Annotated in this window: 14 protein-coding genes; 3 read left to right on the forward strand and 11 right to left on the reverse strand. The window is 61.3% G+C overall.

Annotation, left to right across the window (positions count from 1 at the left end; all coding sequences use genetic code 11):
- Positions 1 to 139 precede the first annotated feature (139 nt).
- The 6 genes from X733_RS155275 to X733_RS155250 form a co-directional block, all read right to left on the reverse strand.
- Positions 140 to 1,321: an ABC transporter permease gene (locus X733_RS155275; protein WP_031193182.1), complete on the reverse strand. Its 1,182-nt coding sequence runs from the start codon at positions 1,319 to 1,321 to the stop codon at positions 140 to 142.
- On the reverse strand, positions 1,318 to 2,316 hold the full coding sequence (locus tag X733_RS155270; RefSeq protein WP_023818364.1) for an ABC transporter permease: 999 nt from the start codon (positions 2,314 to 2,316) through the stop codon (positions 1,318 to 1,320). Before X733_RS155270 ends, X733_RS155275 begins: the two co-directional genes overlap by 4 nt.
- A gap of 2 nt (positions 2,317 to 2,318) precedes the next feature.
- Positions 2,319 to 4,217 (reverse strand): ABC transporter substrate-binding protein, encoded by a 1,899-nt coding sequence (locus X733_RS155265; protein WP_023818365.1) that lies wholly within the window; start codon positions 4,215 to 4,217, stop codon positions 2,319 to 2,321.
- Positions 4,214 to 6,109 (reverse strand): ABC transporter ATP-binding protein, encoded by a 1,896-nt coding sequence (locus X733_RS155260; RefSeq protein WP_023818366.1) that lies wholly within the window; start codon positions 6,107 to 6,109, stop codon positions 4,214 to 4,216. Before X733_RS155260 ends, X733_RS155265 begins: the two co-directional genes overlap by 4 nt.
- A gap of 152 nt (positions 6,110 to 6,261) precedes the next feature.
- Positions 6,262 to 7,602: an adenylate/guanylate cyclase domain-containing protein gene (locus X733_RS155255; RefSeq protein ID WP_023672139.1), complete on the reverse strand. Its 1,341-nt coding sequence runs from the start codon at positions 7,600 to 7,602 to the stop codon at positions 6,262 to 6,264.
- Positions 7,603 to 7,905: 303 nt separating this feature from the next.
- Positions 7,906 to 9,084, reverse strand: a complete 1,179-nt coding sequence (locus tag X733_RS155250; protein ID WP_031193183.1) for a DUF3095 domain-containing protein — start codon at positions 9,082 to 9,084, stop codon at positions 7,906 to 7,908.
- A 74-nt stretch (positions 9,085 to 9,158) separates the two neighbouring features.
- Here X733_RS155250 and X733_RS155245 point away from each other — a divergent pair, with 74 nt between their 5' ends.
- Positions 9,159 to 10,247, forward strand: a complete 1,089-nt coding sequence (locus X733_RS155245; protein ID WP_023818368.1) for a glycosyltransferase family 4 protein — start codon at positions 9,159 to 9,161, stop codon at positions 10,245 to 10,247.
- On the forward strand, positions 10,244 to 11,002 hold the full coding sequence (locus X733_RS155240; RefSeq protein WP_023818369.1) for a polysaccharide deacetylase family protein: 759 nt from the start codon (positions 10,244 to 10,246) through the stop codon (positions 11,000 to 11,002). The genes X733_RS155245 and X733_RS155240 overlap by 4 nt, the downstream gene beginning before the upstream one ends.
- 1 nt (position 11,003) lies before the next feature.
- Here the strand turns inward: X733_RS155240 and X733_RS155235 are convergent, their stop codons facing one another.
- From X733_RS155235 to X733_RS155225, 3 genes are all read right to left on the reverse strand, one after another.
- Positions 11,004 to 11,855: an MBL fold metallo-hydrolase gene (locus tag X733_RS155235; RefSeq protein ID WP_023818370.1), complete on the reverse strand. Its 852-nt coding sequence runs from the start codon at positions 11,853 to 11,855 to the stop codon at positions 11,004 to 11,006.
- Between the two features lie 111 nt (positions 11,856 to 11,966).
- A complete protein-coding gene (locus X733_RS155230) occupies positions 11,967 to 12,434 on the reverse strand; it encodes a cyclic nucleotide-binding domain-containing protein (RefSeq protein WP_023672144.1) in 468 nt (155 codons plus the stop codon).
- Between the two features lie 34 nt (positions 12,435 to 12,468).
- On the reverse strand, positions 12,469 to 15,183 hold the full coding sequence (locus tag X733_RS155225; protein WP_023818371.1) for an ABC transporter ATP-binding protein: 2,715 nt from the start codon (positions 15,181 to 15,183) through the stop codon (positions 12,469 to 12,471).
- A 266-nt stretch (positions 15,184 to 15,449) separates the two neighbouring features.
- Between X733_RS155225 and X733_RS155220 the strand changes: the two genes are divergently transcribed.
- Positions 15,450 to 16,121, forward strand: coding sequence for a class I SAM-dependent methyltransferase (locus tag X733_RS155220; protein ID WP_081740627.1), 672 nt, complete (start codon positions 15,450 to 15,452; stop codon positions 16,119 to 16,121).
- Here the strand turns inward: X733_RS155220 and X733_RS155215 are convergent.
- Both X733_RS155215 and X733_RS155210 read right to left on the reverse strand, forming a co-directional pair.
- Positions 16,099 to 17,247 (reverse strand): glycosyltransferase family protein, encoded by a 1,149-nt coding sequence (locus tag X733_RS155215; RefSeq protein WP_023818374.1) that lies wholly within the window; start codon positions 17,245 to 17,247, stop codon positions 16,099 to 16,101. The genes X733_RS155220 and X733_RS155215 overlap by 23 nt on opposite strands.
- On the reverse strand, positions 17,244 to 18,488 hold the full coding sequence (locus X733_RS155210) for a glycosyltransferase (protein ID WP_023818375.1): 1,245 nt from the start codon (positions 18,486 to 18,488) through the stop codon (positions 17,244 to 17,246). Before X733_RS155210 ends, X733_RS155215 begins: the two co-directional genes overlap by 4 nt.
- Between the last annotated feature and the right edge of the window lies 1 nt (position 18,489).

The following is an 18,489-nucleotide window of genomic DNA, read 5'->3' on the forward strand; positions in this document are numbered from 1 at the left end:
GTGTGTCCTGAACCAGCAGCCCCGATCGAGGCTTGCTGCATATAAAGGCGAACGACGAACCCTGCAATAACGCAACCGGCCGCCGACAAGCGTCATACCGGGTGGAGTGTTCGGCAGGCCGGGCGGTGGAACAGCGATATCACTTGTAGGGGTCTGCGGCGTCCCGCAAGCCGTCGCCGAGGAAGTTGAACGCCATGATGACGAGGATGACGGGCAGCATCGGCAAAAGCAGCCATGGATAGAACGCGATCACGCTGACGCTGCGCGCCTCGGTGAGCAGGATGCCCCAGCTGGTTATCGGCGCCCTCAAGCCGAGCCCGAGGAAGCTCAGCGCCGTTTCGCCCAGGATCATGCCAGGGATGGAGAGCGTCGCCGTCGCGATCAGATGCGACATGAAGCCGGGAATGAGATGCCGCCTGATGATGCGGCTGCTCCCCGCGCCCATCAACTGCGCGGCCAGAACGTAATCCTCCTCGCGCAAGGCCAGAAGCTTTGAACGCACGGCTCGCGCCAGTCCGGTCCAGTCGAGCAGCCCGAGGATGACGGTGATGCCGAAATAGATCAGGATCGGACTCCACGTTATCGGCATGATCGCCGCCAGGGCCAGCCATAGCGGAATGCTGGGAATCGATTGCAGGACTTCGATTATCCGTTGGACGATCAAGTCGAAGATACCGCCGTGATAGCCGGCCAGTCCGCCGATGACGATGCCGAGCAGGAAGCTGAAACTGATGCCGACGAGGCCGATAGTCAGTGAAATGCGTGCGCCATAGATCATGCGCGAGAGCACGTCGCGCCCCAGCCTGTCGGTGCCGGCCAGAAACAGCTGCCCGTTTTCGGCAGGACAGACAAAATGCCTGTCACCTTCGATCAGGCCCCAGAACCGATAAGTGTCGCCCTTGCAGAAGAAACGGAGCCGTTGAACGTCGTCGTGGTTCTCGATGTAGTTCCGCTTGAGCGTGTCCATATCCAGCGTCATCTGGCGGCCATAGACGAACGGCCCGACGAACTCGCCATTGTGGAACAGGTGCACGTGCTGCGGCGGCGCATAGATGTAGTCCATGTTGCGCGAGTGCAGATTGTAGGGCGCCAGGAACTCGCAGATCAGTATCCCTAAATACAGCACTGCCAGGAATATGCCGGATATAAGCGCAAGCCGGTGTTTGCGGAATTTCCACCACATCAGCCGCAACTGCGATGCCTGAAAGACCTTCGATTGCTCCGGCGTCATCGCCTCGACCGACTGCAGGTCGAAAGGCGCGCCGGAAATGTAGTGTTGCAGTGGAGCACCCGGAGCGGGCAGCGGCGAGTCCTGCTTCATTTGGTGCTGCCACCCTGCAAACGAATTCGTGGATCAAGCAGCGCCAGCGCCAGGTCGGAAATCAGCACGCCGATAACCGTCAGGAAGGCAAGGAACATCAGGAATGACCCTGCCAGATACATATCCTGGCTTTGCAGCGCCTTGATCAGCATCGGCCCGGTCGTTTCCAAAGACAAAACGATAGCCGTGATCTCAGCGCCGGAGATGATGGCCGGCAGGATCGAGCCGATGTCGGAAATGAAGAAGTTGAGCGCCATGCGCAGCGGATATTTGACCAGCGCCTTGAACGGATGCAGGCCCTTGGCGCGCGCCGTAACGACATATTGCTTGTGCAGTTCGTCGAGCAGATTGGCGCGCAGCCGCCGGATCATGCTCGCCGTGCCGCCGGTGCCGATGATCAGGACCGGGATCCCGAGATGGGCGAGGATCGACTTCGCCTTGGCCCAGCTCATCGGCTCGCCGAGATATTGCTGGTCCATGAGGTGGCCGATGGACGTGCCGAACCAGATGTTGGCGAAATACATCAGGATCAGCGCCAGCATGAAATTCGGAATGGCAAGGCCGAGAAGGCCGAAGAAAGTCAGGCCGTAGTCGCCCCAGCTGTATTGATGCGTGGCGGAGTACATGCCGATCGGAAAGGCGATGAGCCAGGTGAAGATGATCGTGACGAAGGAAACCAGCACGGTCAGCCACATTCGGTCGCCGACGACGTCGCGAACCGGCAGCTCATATTCGAAGGAATAGCCGAAATCGCCGTGCAGCATCCCGCCAACCCAGTAGAAGTAGCGAATGACCGGCGGCTGGTCGAAACCATATTCCTTGCGCATCATCTGGATGCGGTCGGAATCCACCGCTTCGCCCTGGGCCCGGAGCTCAGCGACATAGCTGTCGAAATAGTCGCCCGGCGGAAGTTCGATGATGGTGAACACCAGCGCCGATATGACCAGCAGCGTTGGAACCATCACGGCGATGCGCCAGACAAGATATCGAAGCACGCTCAGGAGCCTCCAAGCCAGAATGTGTCCGGCATGTAGACACCGAAATAGGAGGTCGGGTCATAGCCGAAAAGTGCCTTGTCAGGCAGGTTGCGCAGCCGCGAGGATACCAGAATCGGCTGATGCGTTGCGTTCACCGTGCCTATTGAAAACACCTGATCGGTGTAGATCGACAGCATGGAGTTCCAGATTTCGGCGCGCTCGCTGGCTTCGGTCGATCCGTTCCATCGCTTGAGCAAAGCCATCAACTCGACCACTTCAGGAAGATCGGGCGCCTCACCCATCTTGCCATGGGACAGATAGTGAGCACCCCAGAGCGGCCACTGCAATTGGTCGTCGATGGTGGGGGCCAGTTGGTACGGATTCATGTCGGCAGTCGGCACGCCATTGTCGATGCCCGACCACATCGACATCATGATCTGGCCGCCAAGCGCGCGGCTGCGGAAGATGTCGCGCTGCGAAGTCCGGATGAACAAAGCGATGCCGATCTTGCGCCAGTGATCGGTGATAAGTTCGAGCGCGTCGGTTTCCAGCGTGCTTTCGCCGGCCGTCTCCACGATGATCTGCGCAGAGCGTCCATCCGGAAGCATCCGCACGCCGTCATCGTCACGTGCCTGAAGCCCGACCTCGTCTAGCAGGGCATTGGCCTTGTCGGGATCATGGGCGATCCAGGCTTTCGCGTATTCCGGCCGGTAGAGCGGGCTCTCCGGCAACACCGTATCGGCACTTTCCTGCGCCAATCCATAGAACACGGCCATGTTGATCTCACGCCTGTCTACAGCAAGCGAAAGTGCGCGGCGCACGCGCACGTCTCTCAAAAGGGCACGCCACACCGGGTCGGCACAATTCAGATTGGGCAGCAGCGCCAGCCGCGAGCCCTGAGTGCGTTTCCATAGATGCATCTTCACCGGGTAGCGCTTCTCCGCATCCTTCAGGAACGAGTAATCGCTGAAGTCAATTCCCATGCATTGCAGGTCGCTCTCCCCCGCACCGGTCTTGGCCGAGATGATCGCCGACGAGCTGACATTCATGATGATCTGGTCGACATAGGGCAGTTGCCGGCCATTCTCGTCTATTCGATGAAAGAACGGGTTGCGCTCGAAGATAAACTGCTCGGCTGGCGGCTTGGTCCGGTTCCGCCAGGGATCGAGCGTCGGCAATTCCGGGTTCTCTGGGCGATACTGCCGCGACATGCGGATATGCAGGAGCGTCCATTTCTTGGCCCGGTTCTCCTTCATCAGGCCGGCGAGCCGGAATGGATCCTGATATTTCTTGTGGAACTGCTTGAGATAGGCGGCCGGCAGAACGAGCGATATCGGCGCGGCAGCAGCGAGTTTGGGCAGGAAGTCGGGATTGGGCGCGTCCCAACTGTAGCGGACCGTCAACGGATCGACGATCTCGAAACGTGGCGGCTTGCCGTCCGCCAGCAGGGCAGGGGCGAGCCCCCCTTGCGAAAGCTCATCGTTCAGCCAGACATCTTCCCAGCAATAACGAAAATCCTCCGGCGTCAGCAGGCTGCCGTCTGACCATTTATGGCCTTCACGAATCTTGAACGTGAAGACGCGATCATCCTTTACGTCGAAACTTTCGAGAATGTCGGCCTGAAAGTTAAGCTTTTCGTCATAGCCGACCAGCCGGGAATACCCGTAGATCGTCATCATCCGGATATCTTTCTGGCTGCCGATGATCGTACGCAGCGTGCCGCCATACTGGCCGGGCTGCCGGCCCATCGCCGCGAGGTTCAACGCGCGCGGGCTTTTGGGCAGGCGCTCCGCGAGTGGCGGCAGAGCCCTGGCTTTCAGCTGCGGCTGAATAAAATCCGGCTCCAGATCGCCGGCGCGCGCCGTGCCCGGCAGAAATGCCGAAGCCATGAGACCAAGGACAGTGCGGCGGCTGATCAATGGCGTAACTCGCTGACATCGGCCGAACGTCGGGCCAGGACGAGGTGGCCGCCGCCAAGATCGAGCGGCGACAGCATATCCTCTTCGCCCTCGTCGCGGAATTGCGGGCCCCATGCGCTGGCGTCGGAAGCGCCGCCGAGCTTCAGCGTCTTGAAATCCATGGGCCGGTCGAGATCGGGGAAAGGGACTGCGGCGAGCAGTGAGCGCGTGTAGGGGTGGATCGGTTTCCTGAGCAGAATTTCGCGCGGCGCAAGCTCGACGATACGCCCGCCGCACATCACGGCGATGCGGTCCGCCATGTAGTCCACCACCGCCAGATTGTGGGATATGAACAGGTAGGTCAGGCCCAGTTCCTTCTGCAGGTCCTTCAGAAGGTTCAGGATCTGCGCCTGCACGGAGACATCGAGCGCCGAAACCGGCTCGTCGCAGATCAGCAGTTCAGGCCCCAGCGCCAACGCGCGCGCGATGCCGATACGCTGACGCTGCCCGCCGGAGAAGCTGTGGGGATAACGCTGGATGAAGCGCGGATCGAGCCCGATTGCCTGCATCAGGCTCTTGACCGTGGCTAGCCGGGACGCGGCATTGCCACGTTGATGGATTTCCAGCGGCTCGCTCAAGATGTTTTCCACGGTCATGCGAGGCGAAAGCGACGAGACCGGATCCTGGAAAACCATCTGGAGTTTCGCCCGCAGCAAGCGCAGGGCGTCTCCCTCGGCTTCCAGGACGTCGATCGGTCCGTCGCGGCCGTTGAAGATCACGGAGCCGCCCGTAGGGGTGACGGCCCGCATCAGGATCTTGCTGACGGTGGTTTTGCCGCAGCCGCTTTCGCCAACCAGGCCCAGGCACTCACCTCGCCTGATGTCGAAGCTGACGCCGTCCACGGCGCGAACAGAGGTCTGATGGCTCCCGCTGAACCATCCGGAGTTGCGGATGGTGTAGACCTTTTTCAGATCCCTGACCGACAGCAGAATGTCGTCCGGCCCCTTCGCTTCCGGCGCCGTCTGCTTGCCCAGCAGGGTCCCGACATTCACCGGCACCTCGCGGAGCGCCTTCAGCCTTTCGCCAGGCTTCAGGTCGAAATGCGGGACGGCTGCCATGAGGCCCTTCAGGTAAGGGTGGCCTGGCCGGCGGAATATTGCCTCCACAGGGCCCGCTTCCATGATCTCGCCATGGTACATGACCACCACCTCGTCGGCGACATTGGCAACCACCCCGAGGTCGTGCGTGATCAGCAGCATTGCCATGTTGAGCTTAGTCTGAAGCCCGCGCAGCAATTGCAGGATTTGCGCCTGGATGGTTACGTCCAACGCCGTCGTCGGCTCATCGGCGATCAACAGAGCGGGCCGGCAGATAAGCGCCATGGCGATCATGGCGCGTTGCCGCAATCCTCCCGAAAGTTCGAACGGATACATGTCGTAGGCGCGCTTGGGATTGGGGAACCCGACGAGGCCGAGCATTTCCTCGGTCCGTGCCTTGCGCTCCGTCCGATCCATGTGCGTATGAATCTGCAGGGATTCGCTGACCTGGTTGCCGATCGTGTGCAGCGGCGACAGCGATGTCATCGGCTCCTGAAAGATCTTGCCGATGCGGCTGCCTCTCAACGCCCGGATTTCGGGTCCGTCGCGCGGCATCTGCAGGATATCCTGCGTCGTGCCGGGCTTTTTGGGATCGGAAAACAGGATACGGCCGCGAACATGGGCCGTGTTCGGCAAGATGCCCATCACGGCCTGGCTGAGAACCGATTTTCCGGAACCGGACTCACCGACAAGTGCGGTGACCTTGCCGGGCAGGACGCGAAGATTTGCCCGCCTGACGGCATGCAACGGTCCCCCGACAATGGCAAAAGAGATGCCAACATCCTCGATCCGCAGCAGATCAACGCCTGCATCCATTCCCACACCAGCCCCAATCTGGCGCCTCCCGACCGGCCCCAAAAAAGCAAGACTAGCGCATTGTCAGCGCAGAGCAACTTGGATTCGAAACGAATTCCCCGGCGACCGGCGGCCGGACAGCATACCAGGGCGTCCAGATCGGATGGTGGTGACTACTGGAGCTTCCTCCGGTCGCCCGCCGACAGCCGCGCGGCATCGCGATGAAGCAGCATGACCTGCTCGGCGTCCGATATCCGATCGTGAAACGGCTGCAGCGCAGCGTCTTCATCGAGTGCGAGAGCACCCGACAGATCGGGTGAAAGCACCGTCAGCTTCTGCTTGCTGCCCGCCAGTTCCTCCTCGCCGAGCGTCAGCCAGCTGTTGGCCCCGCAATAGCCGGCGAAGTCCTTGCTGGCGAGAACGCTGTGCGGATATTTCTTGGTCAGGGTCTGGAGACGCTGGACCTCGTTTACAGCCGAGCCGAAGACCGAGAATGTGAGTCGGTCGGTAAGCCCGACATTGCCGAACATCACATTGCCGACATGCAGGCCGATACCAAATTTTATGTCGCCCAGTCCTTGCTCTTTTCTGCGCAGATTGAGCTCCATCATGCGCATGCTGGCCTTGTGCGCAGCCGCAAGAGCAGCCTGGCAGGCGATCTCTGACTGCGCGCGGTGCCTTTCGCAGGGGTAGACGGCAATGAATCCATCCCCCAGGAAACTCATGATCTGCCCGCCTTTGCGATTGAAAGGTGCTGCGATGGCATCGAAAAACTGGTTCAGCGTATCGATATAGACTTCGCGGCCGGAAGTTTCGGCGAGCCTTGTCGACCCGCGCATATCGCCCATCACCAGCGCGGCCCGGATTGTGTCGCCCTCGCCGCGCTTGATCTGGCCGTCCAGCACGCGCCTGCCGGCGTCACCGCCGAGATACGTGGTCATCATGTTGTCGGCGAGCTTGGTGAGCACCGCCATCTTGCTTGCTATGGCGAGATGGTTCTGGATCCGCAGCAGCGCCGAAATCATGCTGTCGCTGAAGCCTGAAGCACTGTCGGTGGACCAGGACCCCAACATGCCCTGACTTGTATCGCCGTTGAAGGGATGGACGAAAGCCATGTAATCGGTGACGCCCATAAGCCTGAGCTCATCGAAAACAGGAAACTCCGACCGCACCGACGGGTCGAGCCGGCGCCGCAGATGGTCGAGCTTGTTGCTGAGCAGATGGTAGTATGGGCTGGTTAGGAATCTGTCGGAATGGACGCCGTTCTCACTCCGGAAGCCTTCCACTTCCAGGCCTTGGCCGCGAATCCAGGTGAAACCGAGCGCGTCATAAAGCGGATGCAGCATCGAAAAGCTCAAATGCACCCGCTTCAGCGGCAGGCCGGCAGCAGCCAGCCGTTCACAAAAACCCTTGACCAATGTTTCCAGGTCGTCGCCCGCCAGCGCCGATTGGGTCAGCCAATCGGCAACCTTATCCATGAGAATGTTGGAAATTTCTGCTTGCGCTGTGCTCATGCTATCTCGAAACCCGTCGAAGACGAGCCATCTCCTTTGATCCGCAAAATTCTCGAAGTCAATGAAGCCGGCTTCGGGGGCAGAAGCGGCGAAGAATATCCCGAATGACTGTCCTTGCAGGAAGCAAGCAGACGTCGACCGCACAAATCACCTGCGACACTATGTGGCGAGGCTGCCGGCGAAGTGCAATCCCGATCCTGACATCTCGCAAATAATTGGTCGGCTCAGGCACCGTCGGGCCCGCCGGGTCTCAAGAACCATGGCCGAGGCGCATTGCGGAAAATCGATTTCCCCAAGCCGTCATCAGACCGGCGCCTTCGCCTTCAGGCTTGCGGCAGCCATTGCATAGCCGCCGGCGGCGCCATCGATGAAGTGAACATGATCGCGTTGCAGCGGCGAGATGACGAGGCATGTCATCAAGGCCGACTTCTGGCGGTGCAGGCCATAGTTGCAGATGCCGGCCTCTTCCGCCTGTTTCAGCCGGTTCTCGATCCGCTGCAACACATCCGCGTCGACGTCGATGGTCATCTTCAAGCCGTCGTCGAACTTGCGGAAATCCGAATTGCTGGCCACCTCGCGTTTGTAGACCTTCGGGTCGAAACCGCCGATCGACCAGCCCAATTTGTCGGTGACGGCCGTAAGCGTCATCAGGAAGATCACCCACAGCTTGGCCAGCCACCGCCGCCCTGGCGGCGCCGTGGCCCGTGCCTCGACATCGAGGCCGGCGGGCAGGAGACTGTAGGCCGGACCGTCCACCGGCACCGGGTGGCCATCGCGCTCCTGCCTGCCGGCAAGGGCGATGATGTCGGAAGCCAGAAACTGGAAACCACGCAAGTCGCGCGATGCCCCCGGCACGGCTATGATCGAGACAATTTCGCCATGCCGGGCTTCGATCGGGTTCCAGCGGCAGGAGAGGCCGGTCAGATCCGGCCGCGCGCCGGCCGGGGCGGGGTCGACGCGGTAGCGCCCGGCTTTCATTTCGGCTTCCGCCCAACTGCCGCCGCCGCCGGCGAACATGGCATAGAAGGCTGCTTCGGAGGCCTGGAACCTCGCCACGCGAACGTCGAGGCCTTGCGCTCTTATGTCCTTTATCGGCACGATTGCGGCACGCAAGGTCAGGTCCAGTTCGTCCGCCACCCATCTCTGGACAGAAGCCAGCGCGTTACGGGCGATCTCCAGCGCCGAGCCGGGAAACGCCACGAGCGCGCCGTCGCCGCCGAAGACGAAGGGAAGATCTTGCCGGCCCAGTGCATTGAGCAGCGCCGAAATGACGCTGGCGCCGGCCATATTGACGGTTTTGTAGCGCCCGGCTTCGATCGCCTTGGTCGAGCCGACGATGTCGGCGGTGGCCAGCGCCCAGCCATCGGGGAGAGGCCGATAGTTATCGATATCGGCAACGCTTTCGAACTTTGCGAAGACCGGCAAAGAAGCGACGAACGGGTCGGACGCGACAGCTGTTTCCATAAGCATCAGATAGCACATTCCAGCGCTTGAAGGTGAAGTCGATCATGCCTCGAAATTGACTTGGGCAGGCTTTGCGATGATAGGATCGCGCGATGCGAATTGCCTTCTACGCCCCGCTGAAGTCGCCCAATCATCCCGTTGTCTCCGGCGACCGCCAGATGGCACGGATGCTGGTCCAGGCGCTGCAGCATGGCGGGCATAGCGTCGAACTGGCATCGGAGTTGCGCTTCTATGTACGCCAGCCGGAACCGAAAAGTTTCGATGCGCTCATGATCGAGGCCCGGGACGAAGCCGCGCGACTGAAAAGGCTTTGGGACCGTGACGGCAAGCCCGATCTCTGGTTCTCCTATCATCCCTACTACAAGGCGCCCGACCTGATCGGGCCCGAGCTGGCGTTGGCCTTTGCTGTCCCCTATGTGACGGCCGAAGCCTCCTATTCCGAACGGCGCAACGCCGGTTCGTGGGCCGATAGCCAGGCATTGGTGGCGCGAGCCATCGAGCAGGCGGCGCTGAACATCTGCTTCACGCAAAGGGATCGCCAGGGGCTGGCGGATGCTGTTCCCCACGCCGCTCTCGGTATGCTTTCACCCTTCATCGACACATCGGCATTCCACGAAATGCCGGTACTGGATTATCCGACGCGCCTCGTGACCGTCGCCATGATGCGCCCGGGCGACAAGGTCTTGAGCTATCGCATGCTGGCGCAGGCGCTCGGGTTGATCGGCCACCTCCCCTGGACGCTGTCGGTCGTCGGGGACGGACCTGCCCGTGACGAGGTAAAGGCGCAATTCGCCGGCTTGCCCGCCGACCGTATCGAATGGCTTGGCGCGATTGAGCCGGTCGCCGTGCCGGATGTCCTCTATCGCGGGGGAATCTACGTCTGGCCGGGTTACGGCGAGGCCTATGGCATTGCCTATCTTGAAGCACAGGCCGCCGGCCTTCCGGTGGTGGCTCAGGACATTGCCGGCGTGCCGGAGGTCGTGCGGCATGGCCAGACCGGGCTTCTCACCCCGCCAGGCGATGTGGCGGCGTTCGCTTCCGCAATTGCAAGGCTTCTGGCCAATAATGATGAAAGAACCATCATGGCTGCAGAGGCCAGACGTTTCGTTCTCGAAGAACGCTCTCTCGGTGCTGCAAAGGCCCGTCTGGCGGAACTTCTCAAGATGATCCCGTTGTCATGACATCCGACCCGACTTGGCAGCCCCTGGTGGACGAGCTGGCGTACCGGCAACGGGCGGGCCGCAAGGCAGAGTTCTGGCTGCGCGACGATGACGCCGTGGATCCGACGCCGGCGCTCGATCGGTTGCTCGACCTCACCGGTGACTTCGCGGTGCCGGTCACTCTGGCCGTCATTCCGGCCCGGACCGACGGGACGCTTGTCGTCCGGCTTGACGCGGCGCCGCATGCCACGGTCGCCATTCATGGCTGGGCGCACCGAAATCATGCGCCCGAGGGTCAAAAAAAGCAGGAGCTCGGCGCGCATCGGCCACGCGAGGTGGTGCTGGATGAGCTGGCCGGCGGGCTGTCGCGCGTAACAGGCCTGCACGGCGCACGTGCGGTTCCGATGCTGGTGCCGCCCTGGAACCGGATCGACGCCGGTCTGGTACCCGACCTCGGATCGATAGGATTTGCGGCATTGTCGGTGTTCGGGCCGCCAAGGCCGGCTTCCCTGGCGGTCATCAACAGCAATGTCGACATCATGGATTGGCATGGCACGCGCGGCTGCCGCGATCATGGTCTGTTGGTTCAGGCCATCGTCGCGCAATTGCAGCGTGCATTCGACGGCGGCGAACCGGTCGGCCTGCTCACCCACCATCTCGTCCATGATGAATCGGCCTGGCTTTTCCTCGAACGGCTGTTCACGATCACCGCGCGGGCAGAAGCCTGCGCATGGCTTCCGATCAGCACACTGACAGAACGCAGCGCCGGAAAATAGCTCAGCGCTTTTTGTGCAAGACTGGAAATGTGAGCGTCTGGCCATCCCGCGCCGCAAAAGCGCCGGCAAATCTGTCCTTGGCCAGTTTCTCCATCTCGTCCAGCTCATCGTCTGTGCGTGCCGGATCGTGGTGAAACAGCGCAAGCCCGCGCGCGCCGGCCGCCTCGCAGAGCTTGACGCCCTGTTGCCATGTCGAGTGCCCGTTGCCGCGGTAGCGCTCCATTTCCTCCTCGGTGTAGGTGCAATCGTAAATGACGAGGTCGGCATTCTCGATCAGACCGAGCACCGCCGGATCGAGTTTGCCCGGCTCGTGCTCGGTGTCTGTGATGACCGCCACGACGCGGCCCCCCCATTCGACCCGGTAGCCGATGCAGCCGCCCGGATGGGTAAGACTACCGGTTCGTACAACAACTCCTTCGCGTGGCCGAAGCAGGTCTCCGGATGCGAAATCGCGGCAGTCGAGGCTCGCCTTGCAGACACCGAGTGTCACCGGAAACCATGGCGGCCGAATGAATTCATCGACCATCTGCCGCGTCGTCATGCGTCCAGCCAGATGCCCGGACCAAAGCGTAACTTTGATGCCTCGTTCATAAATAGGCTTGAAAGCCGGCAGCCCGATGATGTGATCGTAATGGCAATGGGTAAAAAACAGGTCGAAATCGGTGACGCCCGACGCTCGAAGCGTCCTGCCGGCAGACCGCAGGCCGGACCCCGCGTCGAACAGAAGCGTATGCTTGCCGCATTGCATCTCGATGCAGATCGTGTTTCCGCCATAGCGAGCAAATTCTGGCCCCGACACCGCAATGCTGCCGCGCACGCCCCAGAACCTGACAAGGAAGAAATCGTCGTCCATGCACCCTTTCGCCCATCGTAGCCAACCAACTGCTGCCAGAGTCGTTCCAGGAAAGGTGTGACACGGTTCCGGAAACTGTATCAAAACAAAGAAACAGAGCGGCTCGCCGTTTCAGTGCAACTGTGAATCGCTCTCGGCGGTTCGTGCGTCGATCAGGTCCGCGGTCGTACTGCTTAGCCGATCGGCAAGAACCCGCAATATTTCGATGGTCATTTCGGGAAACTCCTTCATAAGCCTCAGGAAATGGTCCTTGCGGATTCTCAAGGCCTCCAGCTCACTTGCCGCTTTGACGGTGGCAGTACGGGAGCTGTTGCACAATATGGCAATCTCGCCAACGATCGAATTTGGCAGCAATTCGGCAACTTTGATCGGGCCATTGTCGGAATCGACCAGAATATCCGCACTGCCCGAAAGGATGACATAGGCGGCGTCTGCCTCGTCGCCCTGCCGGAAAAGAATCTGGCCGGCACTGTAGTTCACGCGATCGGACGTGAACGCGAGCAGCTTGAGCTTTGTCGGCTCGATGCCAGAGAACAAGGGAACGCGTTGCAGCATTCCAACTTCATCCTTGAGCAGCATTGTCGCAAACCTTCCTGAATTCGCGTTTGCCAGACTATGACACAAGTTCCTTGAAGATACCGTTTCCCGCCAAGAGTGTCTCGTGTGTTCCATCTTCCACCAATTGGCCTGAGTCAAAGACCACAACCCGATCGAACATCGCCGCCATTGCCGGATTCGTCACCACCCACACAATCGCCGGCGAATGGCCGTCGCGTCCGGCTTCGTCGAGCACATTCCGCAGCACCTTGTCCTGCACGCGCTGGTCGAGCGCCGACAGCGGCCGATTGAGAATGAGGAAATCGGGACGCTTGAGCAAGGCGCGGGCAACATCGAGCTTCTGTCGCTGTCCGCCGGTCAGCCGCCTGCCGGCGGCGCCGACGTTGAAGTCCAGGCCGACATCCAGAAGCTCGGCATAAAGCCCCAGTTCGTCAAGAATATCATAGACGATGGAGCGAATACGGTCCGGCGCGTCGGGATGGTTGTTGCCGACACGCCCGAATAGGACGTTGTCCATGACGGTGGCCGCGGCGATGTATTTGGCAGGGTCAAACCGTTCGACAGCTTTCTCCAGCTCGGCCGGCAGGTTTTCATAGAACTGGTTGCGTGCAGCGATGATCTTGCTCATCAGCTCGTCGGTCAGCAGGCCGAAGCGATGCCGGGGCTCGATATAGGCAAAGCTCAACGTGACCATCATGGCGCGGTCGTTCTCCGAAACCGCATCGTAGGGGCGATTCTTGAGCCGTTGCAGCAAGGTTTCGTAGGCGGGTATCTCCTCGGCGCTCATGAAGGCGAGCTGCTGGAAGAACTGGTGTTCGGGCGGCAGGTCGGCAAACAGCTCGATCGCCTGTTCGGCGATCTCCATGCCCATTTCGTAGAGCGTGCGGTCGAGGCCGGCTTGCTTCAGCACGGAAGCAAAATAGGGATTGGACGCCAGTGCCTTGTGAGCCAGTTCGGGGCCGGCCGCAGCGCCGAAGAGCAGGTTCTGGCCGATCGTCGCTTCCTTGTTGTAGGCGCCCGGTTCAAAAGGAACCACCAGCGCGCTCAGGCCTTCTTCCTCCAACCGGGTTCGCAGCGCCGCACGCAATTCGACGATCCGCCCGGCAAGCTTCGTGTGGCGCTTGAGGTCGGCCGAAGAGCGCAAGCCAAGATCCAGAATGTCGCGCGACAGAAGAACCGCGTCGAGCACCCGGCGCACGGCTTCGAAGAGGTCGTGCGGGCCGGTGGCGCCGGCGGAGGCATAGTTGATCCAGTCGCTGCGGATATCGAGATCCGGATTGCCCGACCGGCGCGCCTCGTCGATATTCCAACGGTGTTGGTCCGCCGCGGCGCCGTCATATGTCACCGATGTCAGCGGCGCATGCTTCAACCCGTAGAGCAAATTGTCGCGCAGGCTTGCCTGGAACAGGAAAACATCCGACGAAGCGTAGGACATGCGCCGGCCGGTCACGGCTTCGGGGAGATCGAGCAAGTCATCGGAGCCCGAAACGATCCTTCCGCTGTCCGGCCAGGTCAGCCGCGCAAAGGCTTCCGCAAGCGCCTCCGCTCCCCCTGTTGCGGTGCTGACCAGCGCCACCGTCTCACCCGGCTTGACCTCGAGCGAGATGCGATTGAGGAGCATTGCGCCGCCATCGTCTGCTATGGACAGGCTGATCGCCGACAGCGGCTTGGTCATCGGATCGGGATCGTCGATCGTCAGTGCTCCGATTTCCGGCGCGATGATATTCTCGACGGTGAACTGTTCGACGACCTGCTGATATTTGACCTGGACATCCTGCCGGTCCTGATCCCAGTCGATCAGTTCCTTCATCGGTCCGGGCAAGTCCTTGTAAGCGCCGATCACGGCCACGAGCTGGCCGACATCCAACCGCCCCTGAATGACCAGATAGCCACCGATCATGTAAAACAGAAAGGGCGTGAGCTGCGCGAGAAAATTGTTGAGGAACTTTACCATGAATTTCCATTGGTAAAGATCGAAGCGGATTTTGAAGATGAGCCCGAGCCGGGCTGCTATGTCGGCGCGCTCGTAGTTCGACGTATCGTGGACGTGAACCGCGCCGATGCCGTCGACGATTTCGCCAACCCGGCCTGAAAGCGCGCGCGCCGTCAACTGCCGCTGGCGCCCGAGGACGAGCAGCCGCCGCCGCATCCGCGGGATAAGCACGATCTGGATCGCGACGATCACGACCGCTATCATTCCGAGCCAGACGTTCTGCACCATGATGAACAGCATGGCCGTCAGCGCCTGGCCGCCGAGCAGCACCGGCTGCAGGAAGGCATCGCCGATGAAGCCGCCCAGCGGCTCCACCTCGTCCTTCACCATGGTCGCCACTTCGGCGGATTTCACCCGCTTGAAGTAAATCGGCGGAAACCGCAGCACACGATCGACCAGGTCGAAGCGGATACGCCGCAGCATGCGTTCGCCGAGCCGCCCCTTGTAAGTGTTGATGTAGAGCTTGAACAAGCCGTTGATGACGACCAGCAAGAGGAAAACAAGGCTGAGCGCAAGCAGCGTCGACGTGCGGTCGAGCTGAAAACCGGAGAAGAACTGCACCTCGCCGATGAACGGCAGGTTATAGTGCAACCTCATGAATGGCAGGGTCGCGCCCGGTTGCTCGAACCCCTTGCCCTGGATCGGGCCGTTGACGATCAGCTTCGGCAGGTCGAACGACATGAAATACGGGACCATCGAAAGCACGACGATCATCAATATCCAGAGCTGCTGCTTCCTGGTGTGCGTCCAGATATAGCGGGCTAGGCTGGTTTCCATATGCGATTGTCAGTTTGAAGGATGCGGAATGTAAAGGCACCTGCTGGCGAATGGTGTATCGGCCATGTCTTCGCCGCCACCGAAGACCTCGAAGCGGCAGCTGCGCGCCAGCCGGATGGAGGCCGATGGTCCGGACAAATGCAATCGGCCTCCTCGGGGCAATGGCGAAACGGCTTGCGGCACAATCGCGTCCGCAAGTCGAACAGCCTTGCATGAGGCAAGATTGCGTTGTGTCGCCCGAAATCCCAACATAGAAGACGAATATGATGGATGTCACGCAACCACGCAATGCCGGCATGGATGGGCATGAGCAAGCCCTGGACCTCACGCGGGGAATTGCCGCCTATCTCGACCACCCTCTCGTGACCGGGCTGGCGCGCGTCATCGCCAAGCATCCGCAGGCCGATATCGCCAATGCCTTCAACCACAAGCAGGTCGCCTGCAAGATGTGGGCGCTCGACAGGCTGTTCGAAAGCTGCGGCGGCCGGTTCGAGCGCATATGGGTTCTGGGTGGATGGTACGGCGTATTGCCGGCTATGCTTTTCAACGACGCCCGCTTCGACATCGCGGCGATCGACAGCATCGACATCGATCCCGAAGTCGGCGCGGTCGCCCGGACACTCAACCGGCAAGCCGGCGAGCGGTTTCAAGCACTGACGGCAGATATGTACGCACTCGACTATGGCGCCGGCCGACCCGACCTGGTGGTCAATACGAGCTGCGAACACATAGCCGATCTCAGCGCCTGGCTTGCCCTGCTTCCGCAGGGCACGAATGTCCTGCTGCAATCGAACGATTATTTCAGCGAGCCGACGCACATCAACTGCGTGGCGTCACTTGCAGCCTTCGAAGCCATGGCGGCGCTGCGGCAGATCAGGTTCTCCGGTGAACTGCCGACAAAAAAATATACGCGCTTCATGCTGATTGGAACTGTTTGAAGCGCTCGCGCAGGATTTGCGCCGAGCGCCGCGCCCCTTCCAGATCGAGGCGATGCGCGGCTGGCGGCCGTCCCGCAAGCGCCTGTTCGATCGCTTGCGCCAGACCTTCAGGCGTCAGCTCCTCTTCCGTCAGCACCGTTGCAAGACCGAGCTCTTCGAGCATCAGCGCGCGACGCGTCTGCTCGGTTTCCCCGCCGGCTGCAAATGGAACGAGCAGCGAGCGACACCCCGCGCGCATGACATCGCAGACCGTGTTGTAACCCGCCTGCGAGACCGACAGGCGGGCGCCGGTCAGCAGGCTGGCGAAATCCTCGCGGAACCGGAAGATGGACAGGCGTGGGGTGGCATCGCGTGTGATCGCGTCAAACTCGTCCTTCGGCAGGTTTGGGCCGGTGATCAAACACCATGTCCAGGCGTTGTCGGGATTGCGCGCCGCCGCGATGGTGGATCTGACAAGGCTCTTTCCGGCCGCCCCGCCGCCAACCGACACCAGAACGTCGAAGCGCTCGGAGGCCGCGGGCGCCGGCGGCGCCGCAACGAGCCCGGTGTAGGCGACCTCGGCCCTGATCGCCCCAGCCAGCGGAAATGTCTTATCGATGGTTGCGAAAGCCGGATCGCCATGGACCATGACAAGATCGAAATGCCTGTTGACGAGATCGACGGTTTCCTCGTTTCGGCTCGGCTTGACGCGCTCCTGAAGGATGTCGCGGACGGACGTCGCCAGCAGCGGTCTGGGCGATGTCGTTTCGATGGCCTCGATCAGCGGCAGGAGTTCGAAACGCATCTGCCGGCGTCCAAAGGGAAACGCCTCGATAATGACGATGTCGGGCCTGTAATCCCGGAAAGCCTGCAGCAGCATCTCTGAGCGCCGCCTCTTGAAATCATCGTCGATGGCTTTGCCCTGCAGGTCGACAAGTCCGGAAAATCCTTCGTCACCGGAGGTGACAGGCGGCAGGGTCACGGATTTTACACCCGATCCCGGAAATCCCGCGATCGGCGCTCCGCCGGTCACGACGGTGACGTCGAACCCGTCATCGAGCAGAGCCGCCGCAATGCGGCTGGCGCGCGCGAGATGGCCGATGCCGAGCAGGTGCTGAACATAGAAGAAAGCGCGCAGCCGCTTCATTCGGCGGCCCGCCACTCCCGCTCGAACAGTTCCTTGAGCTGTCCAATGCCTGCCACATGGTCGAAATTGCTTCGCACGCGCCGCTCCGCGGCGTCGCCGAGGCGGGCGCGCAGGACGGGATCGCGGATCAGGCGCTCCAGCGCCTGTGCCAGGGCAGTCGGGTTTTCCGAGGGAATCAGCAGCCCGGTTTCATCCGACGATAAAAGCTCCGGCACGCCGGAAATATCGGTCGACACGCAGGCAAGCCGCTGGCTGGCCGCCTCCACCAGAACATTCGGCAGGCCGTCCCTGTCGCCATCCGCGGTGATCCTGCAGGCCAAAGCGAAGATGTCGGCGCTGCGGTAGTGCTCGAGCACCTCCTCCTGCGCCAGCGCGCCTTTCCAGGAGACGCGGCCATTCAGTCCGAGCCTTTGCGCCAGCGCTTTCAGCCGTTTCAGTTCCTCGCCGCCACCGATATGCTCGAAACGCCACGCCAGATCGCCAGGCAAGAGGGCAAGAGCCTCGAGCAACGTATCATAGCCCTTCTTTTCAACGGCGCGTCCGACGCTCAAGATCATGACCGGTTCGGCCGGCGCCGAGCCGTCATGCTGTTTTCGCGCCTCGCCGAAACTGCCGAAGCGGTCAAGGTCGAGCCCATGATAGCTCAGATGCACGGACGAACTGCCGTTGGCGAGTTTTTTCAGATGGTCGAAGCCGGTTTTCGTGCACGTGACCGTCCAGCGCGCCGAGGAAAGCTTGCCGGCCAGATCCCAGTCCGCCGACGTCCAGATGTCCTTGGCATGGGCTGAGCAGCTCCAGGGCAAGCCACGAAGCTGGCTGGCATAGCGCGTCACAGATGCCGGCGTGTGCGCGAAATGGGCATGCAGCCATCCCGCGTCTTGCGGCCATTCGGCGGCCAACACGAGCGCTTGCCCGAAGCGGCGCGCGCGATTGCGGGTAAAGTCGCGGCGGATATCGGCAGCCAGCGATTTGAGCGCGCGCCAGAAGCCAGGCCGCGGCAGACAGGCAAACAGCGACCGAAGCACGCGCAGCGGCTCTCTGTGCAGATATTCCGGTAGATAGTGGACGGGGGCCTTGATCTCATCGTGCACGGGATGACGTTTTGCGTCGGTCGGCCGCCTGAGCGCGAAAAGTATCAGGTCGAACCCCGCACGCTCCAGACCGAGCAGCTCCTGCGCGATGAAGGTTTCCGACAGCCGCGGGTAGCCCTTCAGAACCACGACGATCTTGCGGTGTTGCAAC

This window comes from Mesorhizobium sp. L2C066B000 (genome assembly GCF_000502335.1).
Lineage (GTDB): Bacteria > Pseudomonadota > Alphaproteobacteria > Rhizobiales > Rhizobiaceae > Mesorhizobium.

Bases quoted from the DNA above. Each gene is read 5' to 3' on its own strand.
- X733_RS155220 (WP_081740627.1), top strand. From the start codon at position 15,450: ATGGATGTCACGCAACCACGCAATGCCGGCATGGATGGGCATGAGCAA.
- X733_RS155225 (WP_023818371.1), bottom strand. From the start codon at position 15,183: ATGGAAACCAGCCTAGCCCGCTATATCTGGACGCACACCAGGAAGCAG.
- X733_RS155260 (WP_023818366.1), bottom strand. From the start codon at position 6,109: ATGGATGCAGGCGTTGATCTGCTGCGGATCGAGGATGTTGGCATCTCT.
- X733_RS155215 (WP_023818374.1), bottom strand. From the start codon at position 17,247: ATGAAGCGGCTGCGCGCTTTCTTCTATGTTCAGCACCTGCTCGGCATC.
- X733_RS155245 (WP_023818368.1), top strand. From the start codon at position 9,159: ATGCGAATTGCCTTCTACGCCCCGCTGAAGTCGCCCAATCATCCCGTT.
- X733_RS155275 (WP_031193182.1), bottom strand. From the start codon at position 1,321: ATGAAGCAGGACTCGCCGCTGCCCGCTCCGGGTGCTCCACTGCAACAC.
- X733_RS155250 (WP_031193183.1), bottom strand. From the start codon at position 9,084: ATGTGCTATCTGATGCTTATGGAAACAGCTGTCGCGTCCGACCCGTTC.
- X733_RS155235 (WP_023818370.1), bottom strand. From the start codon at position 11,855: ATGGACGACGATTTCTTCCTTGTCAGGTTCTGGGGCGTGCGCGGCAGC.
- X733_RS155240 (WP_023818369.1), top strand. From the start codon at position 10,244: ATGACATCCGACCCGACTTGGCAGCCCCTGGTGGACGAGCTGGCGTAC.
- X733_RS155230 (WP_023672144.1), bottom strand. From the start codon at position 12,434: ATGCTGCTCAAGGATGAAGTTGGAATGCTGCAACGCGTTCCCTTGTTC.
- X733_RS155255 (WP_023672139.1), bottom strand. From the start codon at position 7,602: ATGAGCACAGCGCAAGCAGAAATTTCCAACATTCTCATGGATAAGGTT.